The following is an 18,166-nucleotide window of genomic DNA, read 5'->3' on the forward strand; positions in this document are numbered from 1 at the left end:
TAAATTTTAAAATTCCATTAATTCGGCGCTAACAGTGAGACCCATTTCTGTTCCTTCAAGTTCATCATCGACAACATTTGGATCTTTTTGTGCATTTATCGCTTCATTTGTAACTTTTGCAGTCTCATCACCGGCTTTTTCAACTTTACCACCTATTTTTTTTTGTATAACAACAACTTCAATAGGATTTTTACATGCAGAATAGTAACAGTATCCAGCTATAACAAGTGTCGCTAAACCAACAAGTGCTAAAAGATCGCGTAGAATTTTCATACAGTTCCTTTATAAGGTAATAAAATTTTTAAATATTTTTACTTTATAGATACTGTAATTTTTTTGATTTCTTAAAGTCAATACAAACAAAAAGAGGATTTTGCTTGTACCACAAAATCCTCTTAATTATTTTTTTAAAAAAATTAGCTTATAAAGTCACGTTTTGTCCATTGCATTGGATCGATAGCAACGTTGCCAACTCGAATTTCCCAATGTAAATGATAACCGTTTGCATACCCAGTTTTTCCCATCGTTCCGACTGGATTACCTTTTTTCAGCTTTTGGCCAACTTCGATATTTGCATACGTTTCAAGATGGAAGTACATGCTTAAAATTCCGTAGCCATGATCGATGATGATGGTGTTACCACTGTGAGCATAGCGTTCTTTTAAGACAACGATTCCTGCTTGTGATGCCCATACAACACTGCGAGGAGCTGCTGCAACCATATCAATTGCTTTATGTACGTAACAGCCACGTTCTTGGGCAACTCGTTGAATACCAAACTCTGTTGTAATGTTTGTCATTGCAAGAGGGATTTCAAAAACTCCATGCCATAATTTTTCTTGTACAGAATTTTGTGAGAGTTCTTCCATTTTTAATTCAAAATCTTTTTCTCCAAGAGAAGTAAATTCACCTTCTTTTGCAAGAGCACCTGACGGAACATGTAATGTTTTTTTCTTAAAAGGGAATGCTGTTACGCTAAAATTTGAATGAAGGTCAAAGTTGTTTCCAACATGGTCCTGAATTGCAACTGAAAAAGCATATTCTGATGGATGCTGATCACAATCAAGTGGAATAAATGTTTCATATACTAGTGACCCAAGTGCTTCTGGATACGCTATAAAATTTTTTGATAGCGCTGTTACCATCGCTTGCTTGATTGGCTTGTTAACTTTGAATTGAACATGAAAGCATCGACCTTGTAACACTTTATTTTCTGATTCTGGTTTTATAAAACCTGCTTGTAATTCAGCATTATCAACATAAAAAATATGCTCTGATTGAACAGTATTATGATTATTTGTACCGCTAACGGTTGTAAACACAAGAGTATGTTTTCCATTATCAAGAGTGTCAACTGGTATAACTACGCTATTTTCAAATGATGAGCGGTTAACCATAATATTTTGTTTATACGGTTTGCCATCAATAATAATTGAATAGTTTGAAATTTTATACGGATGAGTACCTGCTATAGTAGCAGTAAGATTTTTTGCAAAAAATGAACCATCATGAATTCCATGAATGGTAACAATTGGATCTGTTGTGTTGTAGTAGTAAAGATAAAAATTATTTCCGATATACCATGTTAAAAAGGATATGAAAATAACTCCTAAATATTTTGAATATTTCATTATGCACAGCTCCAAGAAACAAAAAAATATAAATAATTTAAAAAAGAATGTGTATTAAAGATACCTTAAAAATAATAATAAATAAAATTGTTGCTTTCAATTCCACATAATTTTTATATATAGATATAAATCATTTTTAATTAATTTCGATTGTAGGTCTTTATGAATGAAATCAAAGCAAAATTTAAAATTTTATTGATAATTTTATTACATTTCGTGATGACTGAAAAAATTATGCATGCTGATGTTACTACTCCGATATCTCAGCCGTTAACAGCAGATAGCTCAGCAAGTTTTCAGGGTTTACTTAATAATATTTCAAGCTACCCAGCTTTAACCATTAACGATAAGAATCAAGTTATTCAAATTCCTGTTAATAGAATTTCTCGTTATGTGCTTCCTGTTGATGTTATGACCATGGCGCAACTATCAAATCTTTCTGTTTTGCGGCCAACAGACAATAATGCATATAAAAATTACCCAAGTGGTTCAGCTCTTTTTCCTAAAAATAGTAATGTAGCACAGCAATTTGATGGGGTCGTAAGCTCTATAAAATCAAATCAAGAATTAATTAAATTTTTTAGAAAAATTCATTTTAATTGTTTAAATCAAATGTATGCATATTTGATGAAAATTTATACTAATCTGATAGCTCGTCATACAGGAAGTTCTCGTGATAAAACTGGGAATCTTGTTATTGATACAGCAGCTTTTTTAGGAGATGAAAAAACGTATGCAACAAACCAAAAAATATTAATTATGTCACATCTTGTCAGTCTTATTGAATTGCAATTTCATGGTATGGTGCTTGCTTGCTCTCCACAAACTCCTTATATTTTTGCAACTCCTGCAGGTAAAATATATATTCAAAATGATTTTAGTATTGATTTAAGTACATTTGCATCAACTCAAACTGACGAAGTTATGCAACAAGTTCAAAAAAATTATACAGATTTTTTGAAGAAATATATTACTTTTTTTCAAACATATACCAGCTTGCTTTCTACGCAAGATACAACAACAGGTTTTACTCAATTTTATACTGCAGTAAAGGCTATGCAAAGCAGTCCATCTTTTGCAAATATGAATCCACCTATGTTTTTTTATGATGATGAGTCTGTTCGTGCAATTAAAATGATTCCTTATCTTGCATCACAACTACCGACAAAAAGTGCATTAATTGATTGGGCTGATGATGCAGTTAATGCGGTAACAAAAAATATTATGCAAAACAATCGTCCGGTTGCTTATTTTAAAGATGCCGCAAATAATTCAACTCAAAATAAATCACAAGCTGCCCACTTGTGCATTCTTTCTCAATCTGGAGATAATATGTTTGAAGAAGAATTACTCAAGCAACCTGATTGGTTAAATACATCTCAAGGAGTTATCGCAATGCTGCAAGCATGCCTTGGCGATTTTTCGAAAATTATAAATTTAAATATTCTTGATCCTTATACTCAAGCTATTCTTGAAAAAACTTTAAATGGTTCTGTGAGCAGTCAGACATCTCAAACAGTAAGTGACTTATCTGCTGCTATGGTGCCTCCTGCACCTACAGCGGCAGACAAAGCAGCGGCAGACAAAGCAGCGGCAGACAAAGCAGCGGCAGACAAAGCAGCGGCAGACAAAGCAGCGGCAGACAAAGCAGCGGCAGACAAAGCAGCGGCAGACAAAGCAGCGGCAGACAAAGCAGCGGCAGACAAAGCAGCGGCAGACAAAGCAGCGGCAGACAAAGCAGCGGCAGACAAAGCAGCGGCAGACAAAGCAGCGGCAGACAAAGCAGCGGCAGACAAAGCAGCGGCAGACAAAGCAGCGGCAGACAAAGCAGCGGCAGACAAAGTTAACCAAGACGCAGCAATAAAGTCGGCACAAGATGCGGCAGCAAAACAAGCACAAGATATGGCAGCAAAACAAGCAGCAGCAAGAGCTGCAAGTCAAAAAAAATAAGGTATAAAATGTTTAAAAAAAATATGTGGATTCTTTCTATTCTAACCATATTAATAGTTGGATCTATTTTTTATCATCAACATGCTGTTAAAAATAATAATGCTGCCTTTGTTCAAGATGTTCAAACAATGAGCAATTACTCTATTGATGAAGTTGTTGACGCTGTGTATGGTAAAAATGGAGTTAATCTTGATTTGCAAAAAATCTTAGAAATTAAAAATCTTGTTGAGCAACTTAAGAGTCTTTCACAAGTAGAGCAGCAACAAGTTGCATGCTTGGTAATAAACATGCTTCAAGAAAAAAAAGATAAGCACATTCTTTATTGCAAGCTTGTTTCATATTTAGAATCAATTGCTGATGATATTGTATGTAAAGATACTGATACTGCTATTATGACTTATGCTGAGCAATTATTTAATTACTTTATACTCGAGCAAGCAGAAATAGTAGATCATCAAAAAAAACTATATATTTTTTTACAAGCTCAAAAGTCATTTCATCTACCAAAGCTTATGAGTTTTTGGGCCACTCAAGATGGAGCAAAAGCTCTTGACGCGCACATAGGCTCTTCAACTGATAATGTTGTTATTCAGGATATGATGACAGATATGGCGATTCTTATTGGAACGCAGATGGGTGCAGAATTTGCTAACGCTCAGATAGATACTCAGGCTGAAGATTTAGCAAATATATTAACGCAGCAAAGTAAAACAATTCAAGCCAACGTTCAAAGTTTTCAGTCACAAGCGCAGGCTTCTCAGGTAACAAGTTTACAAAAACAAATTACCAATTTTTCAAATAAAAGCACTGAAATTCAAAATAAAACTCAAGGCGCAATTGATCAATCAAGTCTTGAATTAAACTATTTATACCAAAATATAAGTTTAAATAAGCCTTTACAGCAATATCTATCAAGTCCAGTTGTGTTTGACCAGATATTTGCTCAAGGAGATATGTTGACACCTGAAGGATATGTGTGGAAAAATCCATTTTCTGTTGGTGATTGGCAATATGCAAAAGATGATGATAGCTTTTACCAGTGTCAAAATTCTTCAATTATGAGCAAAGATTCTACGGGAATTTTAAGTTCTACACGAGCAGAAAATAACTCTATATTTACTGAGTATTCATCAGCGCAATCAAGTTATTCTATTTCTGGTGTAATTACGATATATCAAATTGAATATCCATTTTTTGTCGGAATTATTTTTAATAAAGCTCGCTGGATTTCTGGAAATTATGAAGGGTTGCGTAAAGCAAGAATGGTTGGAGTCTATGGCAAATCAGAGACTGATATAGGTGTTTATTTTGCCGAACAATACACTATGACCGATGAACAATTAGCATCATCAAAATCTGATGAGCCAATCCAACAGCCATTGGCACAGATTTTATCAGGGAGTGTTGATAAAAAAATCCCTCTTGTTGTCGATGCTTTTAATAATTTAAAAAAAGAATCAATTATTTTAAATTTTGAAATCACAACAACTCCAGAAAAAGCTACATTTGCTTTTTGGAATGATAAAAATAGTAAAAAAGAAATTACCGTTGATAAGTTAAATTCTCAGATGTTTTTATATCATGGAATTGGTTTTATTTGTCCTGGAGCTATTGCACAGTTTAAACTGAATAGTCCAAAAAACATACTTTTTACTCCAGACGCTATTTTGAAATATAAAGGTTAATTGTATGAATAAAAGAACACCATCATTACTTTTTTTGATAATCATTGCAATGGCTCATCTTCTTCAAGCCTCAGCTAGTAGTTTGGTGCCATCAACTCAAGCAACGTCTTCTACTTTGTTTCCATCATGGATACCCCAGCATTCAATAAATGAAAAAAATATTGAAGCAACCTATGGCAAATCGGGTTTAAATTTACCAGCAGATGATCTTATGCATATTAAGCAAACATACAGTTATCTTGAAATGGCGATAAGAGGTACAAGTCCAAAAAAAGATCCAATTACGAGTGCAGAAATTCAAGATTCAGATATTTGGCAAAAATATTTAAAAGGTATGCTGGTTGATTATTATGATAATCAACATGATTTTATAGAATCTATCAGCATGGTTCATAATCAGATGTTTCCATATTTAGCAAATATCGAACTTAATTTTTATAATAATGACTTTATAAAATTACGAATATTTGCAGATTCGTTAAGGGTTGAAAAAAATTTACAAGACGTTGTGATTCAAAGATATCTTACTCAAATTAAAGATTGGAAGAATGACAATCAAAGCGTACTTGCTTCTAAAATAACAGCTTTTAAAGCTACAGATTTTTATAAATATACGCACGATGCAACTTTGTGGACTGCTCAAAATAAAACTATAAGTGCGGATGTCGCATGTTATTTTATGCTTATAACAATTCAATCTGCGGTACAAAATAAATTAACTCAAAGCAATGCGCTTTCATTTTTAAAGCAAGCATCATCTTCAGCTATTTCTCCAAATTTTTATTATTATCAACCAGCAGATTTTATAGCGCTTGATGAGATTTTTACCTTGCAGCAGGTTTCTATAAATGCCGCAAAAAAATCTACGATAAAAGATGCTAATCCAAAAACATTTGACCTGAAAGATTTGGTTGATTTGCAACAAGCTAAAAGTTTAGCAAATTCTCAAAATGTAGTTATTCAAAAAGGAAAAGATCCTACAGGTATATCTGGAGGAATGAAAAAAGCGGGAAACTCAGTTGCTCACGCAGCAACTGATGCGGGTAATGCAATTGCCAATACAGGTGAAAGTGTTGTCAATGATGCTGCCAGGGTTGCAGCTGAAGCAGCGCAAGCAGCACAAGATACTGCAAATAGAGTTGCAGCTGAAGCAGCGCAAGCAGCACAAGATGCTGCAAATCAGGCTGCAGCTGAAGCGAAAAAAATATCAGATGATGCGGCAAAAGCTGCAGCACAAAGTCAAGCAATGCAAGCAGCGCAAAATGCTGCTCGGGTTGCAGCTGAAGCATCGCAAGCAGCACAAGATACTGCAAATAGAGCTGCAGCTGAAGCTCTACAAGCATCACAAGATGCTGCAATAAAAGCAGGAAGTGGAATTGCTCAATCAGCAGTTGCAATAGGAACTGGAGTATCTCAAGTTGGAGTTGCAACAGGCCAAGGGCTTTCCCAAGCAACAACTGCAGTAGGAAATGTTGTTGTAACTGATGCTGCAAAAATAGCTGCTATGCCACAAGATATAGCAAATACAACCACCGATATCGTTAAAACAACAAACGAAGGTTTAGCTCAGGCAGGAAAAGCTACCGAAAAAGATATCGTTGGCAGCATGAGTGCAAAAGATTTTGAAAATGTGGGAACTTCGACGGCAAGTATGGTTGAGCATGGAGCTAAAGCAGTTGGAGAAGCTGCTGCGGGTGCAGGAGCTATGGCTGTTGGAACTGCTCTTGATCAGGCAGGGGTTCATACAAATGCTGCTGACTGGGGTCAGCAACAAGTCAAAGCATCATTGCAAGATTTAAAACAAACAGATAAAGCATTTAATAATACGATTGCAAATTTGTCTAAGTTTACTTTTCTTGGTGTTGTTACCTATGGTTTAAAAGGGATAACTCTTGGATGTGCCGGGCTTGGTGCAACAATGATTGGTGATATTGTGTATGCGCAAACAGGCAATAAATCAATTAAAAATTGGGGCGCAAAGCAAAATGAAGATGCGATTAAAAGCATTCAAAAAGCTGGAGATGATGTAAATGCTATTGTAGAAAGTACAGCCCTTGTACTTGAAGATGGTGTTGTTGCTCCTATAGCACTTATAGCAGGTGCAGAACTTAGTATTGTTACTCAAAATAAAAAATTTGGTGATGATTTAGCTTTAATGATCAATCAAATTGTTGATGCAGCTATTAATGAAGTTGCTACAGGAGTTGTAATTTATAACAATGTTATTAATTACGGACTTTCTCAAGGCATGATACTTAGTGAAGCGGGAATTGCATTGTTAGAGGATAGTCTTTTAGTTGTATATGGTGAAACAACAGGGCAGCAAGGAGTCTCGAATCGAGCAATAAAAATAACAACTGATTCTGCAAATGCATTAGTTACAAAAACTATGAGTGCAGCAAGCAAGGGAATTTCTTTAGTTGTAGATTCGTCAATGGATCTTGTCGTTGGATTAATTCAAATTATGGCAGCTGTAGAAAATTCTATGACGACTATTATATTTGATATTGTTGACGAGATAACGTTTATTGGCGCTGATTTTGCTTCATTTATGGGTGCTCCTGTTAATCCAGCTCAAGAAATGGCAAAAATAGATGCAAAAATGGAACAGCATCGAGGAACAATTAATATTGTTATGGGCGTTGTTTTAGCCGTTGCTTTAACAATATTAACTTTAGGTGCAGCTGGACCAGAAGCATTTACGATGGTGAGTGCAGAAGCTGCAGCTGAAGGTGCGGCAGAGGGAGGTGCAGAAGTTGGAGCAACTACATTGACTGAATCAGCAGGAAATGCTGCAGGAAATGCTGCTAAAACTGGAGTAGAGCAAGGCGGAAAACAGGCTGCAGAGCAAGGCGGAAAACAGGCTGCAGAGCAAGGCGGAAAACAGGCTGCAGAGCAAGGCGGAAAACAAGCTGCATCAACAGCTGCAAAAGAAGCAGGAACTGCTGTAGCTGATGCATCGGGTGATGTTACAGCTGGCCAAAGTTCTTCTCTTGCTAAGGTTGGAGCTTTTCTTTCAGAAAATGCCATGGAACTTGGAATGCAGCTTATGAACGTTGGGTTTAGTGTTTTTGGAATTATAGCTGGAGATAATAAAGATGAAGCTGCTATCAATACACTTGCCCAAGAAAAAGCATCGATTATAAATTTATGGCAATTCATAGAAAACAATAAAGTTGTTATGACCCAAGGGCAAAGTGTATATCTTGATGAGTTAACAAAAAAACATCAAGCTGCAGTAGCAAATCAAGCATTAAGTTTAAATTATTATACTAACTATCTTAATAATACGGTTAATAATATTCAAAGTCAGATATCGCATGCATTATCTGAGCAGTATATGCAGATGTTAACGCCAGATGCTACGGGGTCTCGTATTGCTGATATTGGTTCAGTTTGGGGTTTAACAACACCATTTGTGTATTTATATCCTTCGCAAGGTTTTTTAACAACAACATTGGGAAGAAAAAACTTTCCGTATGCACAAGAAATAGCGCAAGCTCCTTTTGTTTCAGAAAGTACAAATAAGGATAGCACAAAGACTTCATTAGATGGATCATCAAGTCAATCTGAAGCCTTATGGTTTAATCAACGTGCAGTTTCGATTGTTGATCAAGCGGTTGATGCTCCTTTACAAGTTGAGATTAAATTTCGTGTTATTTATAACTTAACAACAGAATTTCATGTGGGGTTGTATCTTGGTGGTAAATATTATGATTATAATTCACCACAGTATCTTGCAGATATTAAAAATACCGGCGGAATTCATCTTGACGATGCTCATCTTGCAAAAATGTTTGTACTTAAGCGAGAAGTTGGTGATAAAAAACCTTCACTTGGAATTTATGAAAATGAAGGTAAAGGGTGGATTTTAGAAAAACAAGTTGATGCAGCAGCTTCGTTTAATCATGGTGCTATCTGCCATATGAGTGCAAGTTTGAATAAAAACAAACTGACTGTTTCCTTATGGACAGAGGATAAGCCAACTGCTATATGGACAAACACGGTTGATGTTACGCCGTGCGATCAAAAAACGTTTGGAGTTATTTTTTCTGGTGCTGCGATCGAATGGGATGTTGTAAAACCATTAAAAGTTATTCAACAAAATAGTCAGGTCAGAACTCCTTCTACAGCACCATTAGAAGCTGATAGAGAACGAGCTTCTAAGAAATCATGGGCTGCGCTGAGAAATCCTGATTTTGGGACAATTAAGTTGAGCTCTTTAGGTAAAAAATATCTATTCCAGGGTCAATATATATATTCAACTACCAGTACGCCAATTAAAGATAAAGACGGAAAACAACTGACTGATATTGTAGCATTTGCTACTTGTGTTGCAGGAATTTGTAGTAGTATTGGATCATCACCAACTCCAGCAGATACATCGCAAACACCTAATGCTGTCGTTAGCATGATTAATGGGGATGTGTATAATTCAAAAGGTGTTGTTATAGGGTCTCAAAAAGATCCATGGACATTATTTGTTAAGAATAATGGACCGTTTGATGATGCATTGGTTGCTACTGTGACAAAAACGCAGCAAGCTTGTCCACCAAAACCAGTTGTAGTTGTTCCTCAAACAATCTCATTTGACAGTTTTGCTGATAATGACTCCCCCTCTCTTGGTGGATTTGAATTTGGTTTTTCAGCCCCTACTGATATGGTTGATACTGAGGGGAGTTTTGACATGCGGCAGATGGATGCAGCAGATGGAGCTTCATTTGACTTTGGAGGCTTTGGAGACTTTGGATTTTGATAATTTTTTTATAACTTGATGTAATAGAAAAAGGGCTGTTTTTATATAACAGTCCTTTTTTTGTATAATTTGTTTTTTATTTCTAAACAGTTAAAATCAACAGTATGATAAACAATAAAGCGCTCCGAGATAAATATTACCCAAAAGATTCTGGTGTCTACTTTTTTAAAGATGCTAACAATGGCATTTTATACATTGGAAAAGCAAAAAATCTTAAAAATAGAATCAACAGCTATTTTTCTAGTATTGATGACAAAGCTATAGATCTTGTCAGACATGCAGTTGATATTGAGTATATTATTACCAATAACGAGATTGAGGCGCTTTTCTTAGAAGCTCAACTGGTTAAAAAGCATCAACCACCTTATAATAGACTTTTGAAATCTGGTAATCCGTTTGTCTATATTTTTTTCTCGCAAGATACGATACCAACAATTTCAATTGTGCGGACTAAGAAAAAAAAAGGCGAATACTTTGGACCATTTTTAACAAAAAAAGATGCCTTACATCTTGTAAGCTACCTGAAAAACAGATTTCAATTAAATATCTGCGGTAAAAAAATTCAATCTGGTTGTTTACAGTTTCATATTAATATTTGCGCTGGAAGTTGTAAGCCAGATTTTGATCTAGAATTTTATTTATTCAGACTTCAGATTGCACGCCAATTACTCCAGCATGAATACAAAGAAGCTTTGCATTACTTAGAATCAGAGCTTGTTAAAAGTAATCTGGATTTAAATTTTGAGCGATCAAAACATCTGGTTGCGTATCGTCATCATTTACAAGCAATTGTCGATACGTTAACCATATTAAAAAAGACGAAATTTACCAATATAAAAGAGCCGTCTATAGATAAAAATATAAGTAATGTTAATTTACTCTCAGATCTTAAAATACGTTTGAATTTAAGTCGTATTCCTTATCGTATTGACTGTTTTGATATTTCCCACATGCAAAGCCAGTCTATTGTCGGATCATGTGTACGTTTTCTTGATGGCAAGCCAGATAAAAAAAATTTCCGACATTTTATGATTAAGTCATTAATTATTCAAAATGATTACGCAGCACTTGAAGAGATTGTGACGCGTCGGTATCGCAAGCCAGAAGATTATCCAGATTTAATTATTATTGATGGTGGAAAAGGCCAACTGAATGCAACAAAGCATCTAGCTGGTCCAGCAGAAATTGTCAGTCTTGCAAAGCGCGAAGAGACCATATTTTTTGGTAACGGTAATGAGCCTATCATTCTTGATATTCAAAAAGAAACTGATCGTTTAATCTTGCAAATTCGAGATTATGCACACCATTTTGCAGTTTCGTATCATCGCAAAAAACAAAAATTAACAGCTGATTCATAAAAAACTATAGATCTTTACTAGGCTATGTGAACCAAATTTAGATGTGCACAAAAACCTACGATATCGCTGCGCTCATCTCCGGAAACATGGTTTGCGGGTGCCACTTTGCGATTTTTTAGTTTGGGAAATAGTGCATCAAGCCCACCGGCCAACAAATTTTCTGAGTTTTTGTAGAAAGCGTAGGACAAATATTTAGAGTGAAAAATTAGTTTACAGAACCTACAATTCGTTATGATTAATTTAAATAGAAAAAAAAATTATATATAAAGATGATACTATGAATTGCATGAAAAAAAATATAAAAAATTTAGCAGTAATAGGCTTTTTATTTTTAGGGTTTTCGCTTGCAGCAAAAGAAAAGAAACAATCTGATACGGTTATAATTGTTGACGGCAAAAAAACAACTTTATTACATCAAGCTGTTAGAAGAAATGATCTTAAAGAAGTTGAAAAATTGTTGAATGAAGGTTTTGATGTTGATGTGCGCAATGAGGTATTGTGTACTCCATTACATGATGCAGCTGCGTTCGGTGCAGTAGATGTTATAAAACTACTCTTAAGCCGCGGCGCTGACATTAATGCAATTTCAGGTGGTTTTGGATGGACACCGTTACTCAAGGCCGTATATTGGAATCATTATCATGCTGTTGTTGCGCTTGCCCAAGCAGACGCAGATCTTAATATGAAAGCAGACATGTGGGGAGTTACTGCATTACACAAAGCGGTATATCACCGACATAATAAAATTGCATTATATTTACTTGATAAAGGTGCAGATTTTAATAGCGTAGATAATTTAAAATCATCGCCTTTGCATTATGCAGCTGCTTATAGTTCAGCACAAGTTGTTGAAAGTTTGGTACAACGTGGGGCAAATATTAACCAGCAAAATTTTCGTGGTAAAACAGCTTTGCATGCAGCTGTAGAGTGTAATAATAAAGCGACAGTAAAGAGTCTATTACATTCAGGTGCTCGTACAGATATTTTAGATCAAGATGGTCATAATGCTGAGTTTTATGTAGAAACAGAAGGTATGAAATCATTGTTCCATCCAATAGTCTCTTGGTATAAATTTTTTCTATAATATTGAGTGATTAAAAAATTGAGGCGAATTAAGAGTTTTGAGTAATTCTTAATCCGCCTATTTTTATGTGAAAACATAGTTTTTTAAAAAATTATGCTCGTAATTCTTTGCGATGAAGAATTGATAAATATATAATTCCAATAAGATTTGGAAGCGCTGCGCATGGTAAAATAATTTCCATCATGTACCATAATGTTGTTGTGTCAGCAATCGCACCAAACATCAACATGCAGGCAACAAAAGCATAATATACTTTTAAGTATTTATTGTTGGTAAAAAAACCAAAACTTTTGCTTCCATTAAAGCTATTTCCTATAGCGGTTCCAAGAACAAACAGGGTTAATGTAAAGATTAAAATTGCTGGACCAACGGTTGGAAGGCCAATATTAAATGCATCAAAAATAATAGTATTGCTCGTAACACCTGATGTCCATACGCCTGTTACTAAAACAATAAATCCAGAGATTAAACAAAATAGTGTATCGATAGCAACAGAATACATTCCTAAAATACCTTGATCAGTTGCATGTTCGGTATCTGCAAGTGAGTGAGGAAATGCTGCTGTACCAAGACCAGCTTCAGTTACGTAGGCAGCTTTAAACACACCTTGACGCATACCCATAAGAGCTGTTGCTCCTAAAAATCCACCAGTTGCAGCAGTTGGAGTAAATGCATTGTTGATAATGAGCATGAACATTTCACCAAGTAATGGAATGTCTTGTAGCAATATAATTAATGAAACACCTAAGTATGTTGCACACATAACAGGGACAAGTTTTTCAGAAAATTGTCCAACGCGCTTTGCGCCGCCAATAAGCATGTAAAAAACAAAAACAGCAGTTACCGCTCCGGTAATGTATTCAGATACCCCTAAACGACCATAGGTTTCTGCAAGTGTTTTAGCTTGCAAACTTGACCAACCAGCAAAAAGAACAAGAGCTGTTGCTCCGTACCAGTATGCCAAGAAAGGGTGTACATGCTCCAAATAAGTTGTTGGTCCACCGATGATTGATCTGTCAGCAGCTCGTTTGCGGTATTTGATAGAAAAAGTAACTTCTGCAAACTTTGTTACTGCTGCAAAAAAAGCGTAGGTAAATATCCAAAAAAGCGCCCCTGGACCACCAATCGCAATAGCTAAAGGAGGGCTTACAATGTTACCTGAACCAAGACTTGTTGACATGGCTGTCAGTAAAGCTTGTAATGGAGTGATGGTGTTTTTTGTTGATTCAGTTGCTTGTTTAGATGAAATAATGCTGATGAATCGTTTGAAATTTCTAAGCTGTGGAAACTTAATTAAGCAAGATAAAAAAATTCCTGTGAAAAGTAGCAAGATGGTCATTGATATGTGAATAATATCTACAATTTCAGTTATAGGTATCATAATTTATTTCCTCGTTTTTATCGCAGATTGACTATTTTTTATTGCGCAGATTATGATGTTGTAAGTTCTTAAGGTAGCGCGATTATTATATTTTTTCAATAAACAAAACTATTTCTTGGCTAAAAAAGCGAGAGCTTTGCGTAAAAGTTGGCTTAACGGTGTTGCGCTATCAAGGCTATTTTCTTTTAAAAAATTCATGGCAGATTTAATTTCTGCTGGTGAATAACTTAACGATGTAAGTGTATCGATAAGATCTTTCCATGCACCAAGTGATTTTGATGATTCAGTTAAGTTTGGCTGATCTTTGAGTAATTTTGCAACCTTATGCTTAAGAGCTACGATCATTTGTTCAGCTTTTTTAGCGCCAATGCCACTAATTGAGCTTAAGGTTTTAATATTTTCTTCTAAGATTGCTTGTAAAAAGACAGCAGGATCCATCTGATTTAAGACCGTAAGGGCTATTTTTGGTCCGATGCCAGAACAACTAATAATAAGTAAAAAAGTTGTTTTTTCTAATGCTGATTGAAAGCCATATAATGAAGGGCCTGCTTCTTGGTTCCAATGAAGATACGTTTGTAAGGTTACTTGTTGTTCAAGGTTAAAGCTTCCTGCTGCGGCAATGCTTAGTTCGTATCCAATTCCAGATTGTTCTACAACAAGACATTGTTCAGTTATTGATGTGATGATTCCAGATATGGTTGCAATCATGAAAAGCCTTTTTTGGTTTTAGTGTTCCATACGATTAAAAAAAATGCAAAAATGTCACGAGCTATATTTTTGCGGTGTATGTAAAAATCTATATAATTAATATGTATATATCTTAATTTTTATTAAAAAGAATCATATGAAAATCAACAAAATATTTGTAACTGTTTTTATTTTTCTGATGTTCAGTCAACCTGTTTTGCCGATGATTACAGCATGTACTCCATTAAAAAAATTAACTCAGCAATCGTATGCGGCAATGACGGTACTAAGAAAAAAATCTTGCGATATGAAAGCAGGTGATACATATCAACATTATAAAGGCGGCATGTACGAAATTATTGCGCCCGTTGCTCATCATAGTGAAGATTTGTCTGAAATGGTAGTGTATAAAGCTTTATACCATGCACCTGGTTTTGGAGATAATAGTGTGTGGGTAAGGCCGCGTGCAATGTTTAAAGAATCGGTCGTAATTGATGGTAAAAACGTTCTACGTTTTAAAAAAGTTGGATCTTTATCAAACAATACACCTTTTGTGACGAATGTTGTCGATGCTTATGCTCAAGCTTATGGGAAAACTAAATAAATAATGCATATTATTTGTGTGCCGATTTAAATAACAGTTAAAGTAAAAGAGTTGTTCCATAAAAAAAATACACATGCAAGATTTAAGCAAGATGCACGCAAAAAATTTTTTGGTAATATAAAAATTGATATTCATAAAGAATGATAATAATGACTCTCAAGTGCTTATAGATTGATTTGTAGATGTTGACATTATTTTTAGAGATGGTATTATATTTAAGTATTTAAAAATTCTCTATGTGGGAATAGCTCAGCTGGTAGAGCGTTGCCTTGCCAAGGCAAAGGTCGCGGGTTCGAATCCCGTTTCCCACTCCAAAAAATAACACATGCCTTGATTTTATTATTTTAATTTTACATAGTTTAACCTCATAAGCTTTTTTGCATTGTAATATTTTATAACAATCGGGCTATTATAAGGACACTTCATAATGAAATCAGTTGTTGTAGAAGCATCTACAGTAGCAAAAGCTATTGAGTTAGCATGGCAAAAAGCAGAAAAACCAGAAGAATTTTTCATTAGAATTTTACAAGAACACAGTTCTGGATTTTTAGGTTTTGGTGCTCAAAAAGCAAAAATTGTATTTTTTTTCAAAAATGCACAAAAATCAGATTCACTTTTTCCTGTTATCTTAAAACAAAAAGAATATGCAAATTTATTTGATAACGATAAATTAAAAGCTCCATCACAAACTAATGTGATTGATAATGAGTTGAATAAAAATATTTCTTTAGGGCAAAAGAAAAAGCAGCATCCTCATCATCAGCAACAAGCAAAACAAAAACAAAGTCAACCAGCTCATCAAGCACCTCGTCCAGCTCACCATGATGTAAAACCTCAACATCAAAATCAAGCGGTGCAGGTTAAAAATCAACAACACGTAAAGCCAGTATTACAAACGCAAACAAATAGAACTCAAGTTAAAATAGAATTGCCAGTAAAGCCAGTTGTTAAGCAAGAGCAAGCTCCTGCAAAAGAACAGTTGATTAAAAAAATACAGCACCTCATGTTCCTGTTCAAGCTAAAGTTGCTCAACAAGCTCCTAAAGCTGTGCATGCTCCTCAGGTAGTAGCTCCTGTTGTTCAAAAAATTGTAGAAGTTGTAGCTCCTCAAGTATCTGTAACTCAAGTGCAGAACGTTGCGGCGCAAGCAGTAGCTCCTCGAGTTATACCAAAAATGAAACGTCGTCCTTTAGTTGGGGCTGATCAAGGAGTTTCTGGAATTACTCGATCTACAAATCTTAATGGTTCTCAAAGTAAAACTTCTGGTATTACACCAAAAGTAGTAAAAGAAACTTCAGCTGTTCCTGCTCCAGTGCAACCTGTGGTAAAAAACAATGAAGAAGATAAAGGCGCGCAAGAATAATTTTGAATATGATCTACCTAAAAGACGATGAGGCTATTGTAGCTCAAGCTACTGCTATTGGTGCAGGCGCTATAGCAATGCTACGAGTTTCTGGTTTAAATGCTGTGCAAGTTGTTGATGCAATTGCTCATATTCCAGGCGGGAAAAAGCTTGCTACGCAAGATTCTCATACGATTCATTACGGGTGGGTTATAGACACTGCTGGTCAGCATGTTGATCAAGTATTATTTTTACTCATGCGTGGTCCTAAAACTTTTACTGGGCAAGATGTTGTCGAAATTACCTGTCACAATAATCAATTTTTAATCGAACAAATTATCGATATTATTATACAAGCTGGAGCGCGACTTGCTGATAATGGTGAGTTTACTCGTCGAGCTGTTTTAAATAATAAAGTTGATCTTGTTCAGGCAGAAGCAATTAATGAGCTTATTCATGCTCAAACTTCACAAGCGTTAAAGCAATCGTTACGTCAACTTGAAGGTAGCTTTTCATCATGGATTGCTCACATCGAAAAACAGTTGATTCATATTGTTGCATACTGCGAAGCAAGTTTTGAATTTTTAGATGAAGAAATGACGTTTGATGATCAAATTCATCGACGATTAGAAAATGTTATGAACGATGTAGCAGATGTTTTAAAGACCTTTGATAAACGTCAGTATGTGACGCAAGGCGTACGTATTGCGCTCGTAGGATCCGTTAACGTTGGTAAGTCATCATTGTTTAATGCTTTGATTAATCGTAAGCGAGCGATTGTTACTGACATTGCAGGGACAACTCGAGACACGATAGAAGCAGGCTTGTACCAACAAGGTGCATTTGTTACGTTTATTGATACGGCAGGATTGCGAAAATCGGATGATTTTGTTGAGAAAATTGGGATAGATAGATCGTTTGAAGAAGTTACTTCATCGGATCTTATTTTAATGGTTTTTGATGCAACACAAAATTATACACAAGAAGAGCTGACTTGTTATGAGTCGATAGCTCAAGAGCATACAGATAAAATTATATTTGTTCAAAATAAGATTGATCAAGGTAATAAACTATTACCATTTTTACAGCAGGAAGATTGCATTGCAGTCTCTGTTATTGAAAATAAAAACATTGACCTATTGCGAGCGACAATCGACAGTAAAATAGATACGTTGATGAATATTGGCCAAACACCTTGTTTGTTAAATAAGCGTCAATATAATCTATTATTTGCTGTACAACAACAGTTAGGAGCTATTCAACAGGGAATTAATAAAACCATTGAATATGAATTATTAGTAGTTCAGGTGACAGATGCAATTACAAAACTTTCAGAGTTAACAGGTAAAACTGTTACGGAAGATGCTCTAAATGCTATCTTTCGTGAATTTTGTGTAGGAAAATAATTATTTTACTTGCCATTGTGCATAAAATAATTCTATGATCTCTTTCAAGATATAATCAGTGTAGTGTTACATCTCAATTAACATACGACTACACGGTAACAAGAAAAGGGATCATTATGATAGTATCACAAGATATAAAAAAAAGATGTCTCTGCTGTGCAGCTTCATCAATTTCAACCTCTTTCTCTTTTGTTATTACCTATTATATTTTTCAAAAACAACTCAAGCAACAGTTTCCCTCTAAAAGCTAAATAACCATTTTTAGCACCATGCATTTTTATAA

General features: G+C 35.1%; 13 protein-coding genes and 1 tRNA gene. 10 read left to right on the forward strand and 4 right to left on the reverse strand.

What is annotated here, in order from left to right:
* Positions 1 to 6 precede the first annotated feature (6 nt).
* Both C0J27_RS03600 and C0J27_RS03605 read right to left on the reverse strand, forming a co-directional pair.
* A complete protein-coding gene (locus C0J27_RS03600; protein ID WP_115585821.1) occupies positions 7 to 273 on the reverse strand; it encodes a hypothetical protein in 267 nt (88 codons plus the stop codon).
* Between the two features lie 143 nt (positions 274 to 416).
* Positions 417 to 1,631, reverse strand: a complete 1,215-nt coding sequence (locus tag C0J27_RS03605; RefSeq protein WP_115585822.1) for a M23 family metallopeptidase — start codon at positions 1,629 to 1,631, stop codon at positions 417 to 419.
* A gap of 162 nt (positions 1,632 to 1,793) precedes the next feature.
* Between C0J27_RS03605 and C0J27_RS05750 the strand changes: the two genes are divergently transcribed.
* The 5 genes from C0J27_RS05750 to C0J27_RS03630 all read left to right on the forward strand — a co-directional run bounded on the left by C0J27_RS05750 (position 1,794) and on the right by C0J27_RS03630 (position 12,464).
* Complete coding sequence (locus C0J27_RS05750; RefSeq protein WP_252120563.1) at positions 1,794 to 3,581, forward strand: hypothetical protein; 1,788 nt, start codon at positions 1,794 to 1,796, stop codon at positions 3,579 to 3,581.
* 8 nt (positions 3,582 to 3,589) lie between these two features.
* Positions 3,590 to 5,266, forward strand: a complete 1,677-nt coding sequence (locus C0J27_RS03615) for a hypothetical protein (protein WP_115585823.1) — start codon at positions 3,590 to 3,592, stop codon at positions 5,264 to 5,266.
* Between the two features lie 4 nt (positions 5,267 to 5,270).
* Positions 5,271 to 10,022 carry a hypothetical protein gene (locus C0J27_RS03620; protein WP_115585824.1) on the forward strand — a complete coding sequence of 1,584 codons (4,752 nt, stop codon included), beginning with the start codon at positions 5,271 to 5,273 and terminating at the stop codon, positions 10,020 to 10,022.
* A gap of 104 nt (positions 10,023 to 10,126) precedes the next feature.
* Positions 10,127 to 11,380, forward strand: coding sequence for a GIY-YIG nuclease family protein (locus tag C0J27_RS03625; RefSeq protein WP_115585825.1), 1,254 nt, complete (start codon positions 10,127 to 10,129; stop codon positions 11,378 to 11,380).
* A 286-nt stretch (positions 11,381 to 11,666) separates the two neighbouring features.
* Positions 11,667 to 12,464, forward strand: coding sequence for an ankyrin repeat domain-containing protein (locus C0J27_RS03630; protein ID WP_162801780.1), 798 nt, complete (start codon positions 11,667 to 11,669; stop codon positions 12,462 to 12,464).
* A gap of 91 nt (positions 12,465 to 12,555) precedes the next feature.
* Here the strand turns inward: C0J27_RS03630 and C0J27_RS03635 are convergent, their stop codons facing one another.
* The gene (locus C0J27_RS03635) at positions 12,556 to 13,845 is read right to left on the reverse strand and encodes an alanine/glycine:cation symporter family protein (protein WP_115585827.1); all 1,290 of its coding nucleotides are present in this window, start codon (positions 13,843 to 13,845) and stop codon (positions 12,556 to 12,558) included.
* A gap of 108 nt (positions 13,846 to 13,953) precedes the next feature.
* Positions 13,954 to 14,553: a Holliday junction branch migration protein RuvA gene (gene ruvA, locus C0J27_RS03640; RefSeq protein WP_115585828.1), complete on the reverse strand. Its 600-nt coding sequence runs from the start codon at positions 14,551 to 14,553 to the stop codon at positions 13,954 to 13,956.
* Between the two features lie 136 nt (positions 14,554 to 14,689).
* Here ruvA and C0J27_RS03645 point away from each other — a divergent pair, with 136 nt between their 5' ends.
* The 5 genes from C0J27_RS03645 to mnmE all read left to right on the forward strand — a co-directional run bounded on the left by C0J27_RS03645 (position 14,690) and on the right by mnmE (position 17,883).
* Positions 14,690 to 15,136 carry a DUF1653 domain-containing protein gene (locus C0J27_RS03645; RefSeq protein ID WP_252120564.1) on the forward strand — a complete coding sequence of 149 codons (447 nt, stop codon included), beginning with the start codon at positions 14,690 to 14,692 and terminating at the stop codon, positions 15,134 to 15,136.
* 238 nt (positions 15,137 to 15,374) lie between these two features.
* Positions 15,375 to 15,450, forward strand: a tRNA-Gly gene (locus tag C0J27_RS03650).
* 113 nt (positions 15,451 to 15,563) lie between these two features.
* The gene (locus C0J27_RS03655) at positions 15,564 to 16,202 is read left to right on the forward strand and encodes a Jag N-terminal domain-containing protein (protein ID WP_115585829.1); all 639 of its coding nucleotides are present in this window, start codon (positions 15,564 to 15,566) and stop codon (positions 16,200 to 16,202) included.
* Complete coding sequence (locus tag C0J27_RS03660) at positions 16,184 to 16,498, forward strand: hypothetical protein (RefSeq protein ID WP_115585830.1); 315 nt, start codon at positions 16,184 to 16,186, stop codon at positions 16,496 to 16,498. The genes C0J27_RS03655 and C0J27_RS03660 overlap by 19 nt, the downstream gene beginning before the upstream one ends.
* Before the next feature lie 8 nt (positions 16,499 to 16,506).
* The gene (gene mnmE, locus C0J27_RS03665; RefSeq protein ID WP_115585831.1) at positions 16,507 to 17,883 is read left to right on the forward strand and encodes a tRNA uridine-5-carboxymethylaminomethyl(34) synthesis GTPase MnmE; all 1,377 of its coding nucleotides are present in this window, start codon (positions 16,507 to 16,509) and stop codon (positions 17,881 to 17,883) included.
* Positions 17,884 to 18,166: the final 283 nt, after the last annotated feature.

Origin of the sequence: Candidatus Chromulinivorax destructor (genome assembly GCF_003366055.1) — a bacterium.
GTDB classification, from domain to species: Bacteria; Babelota; Babeliae; order Babelales; family Chromulinivoraceae; genus Chromulinivorax; species Chromulinivorax destructor.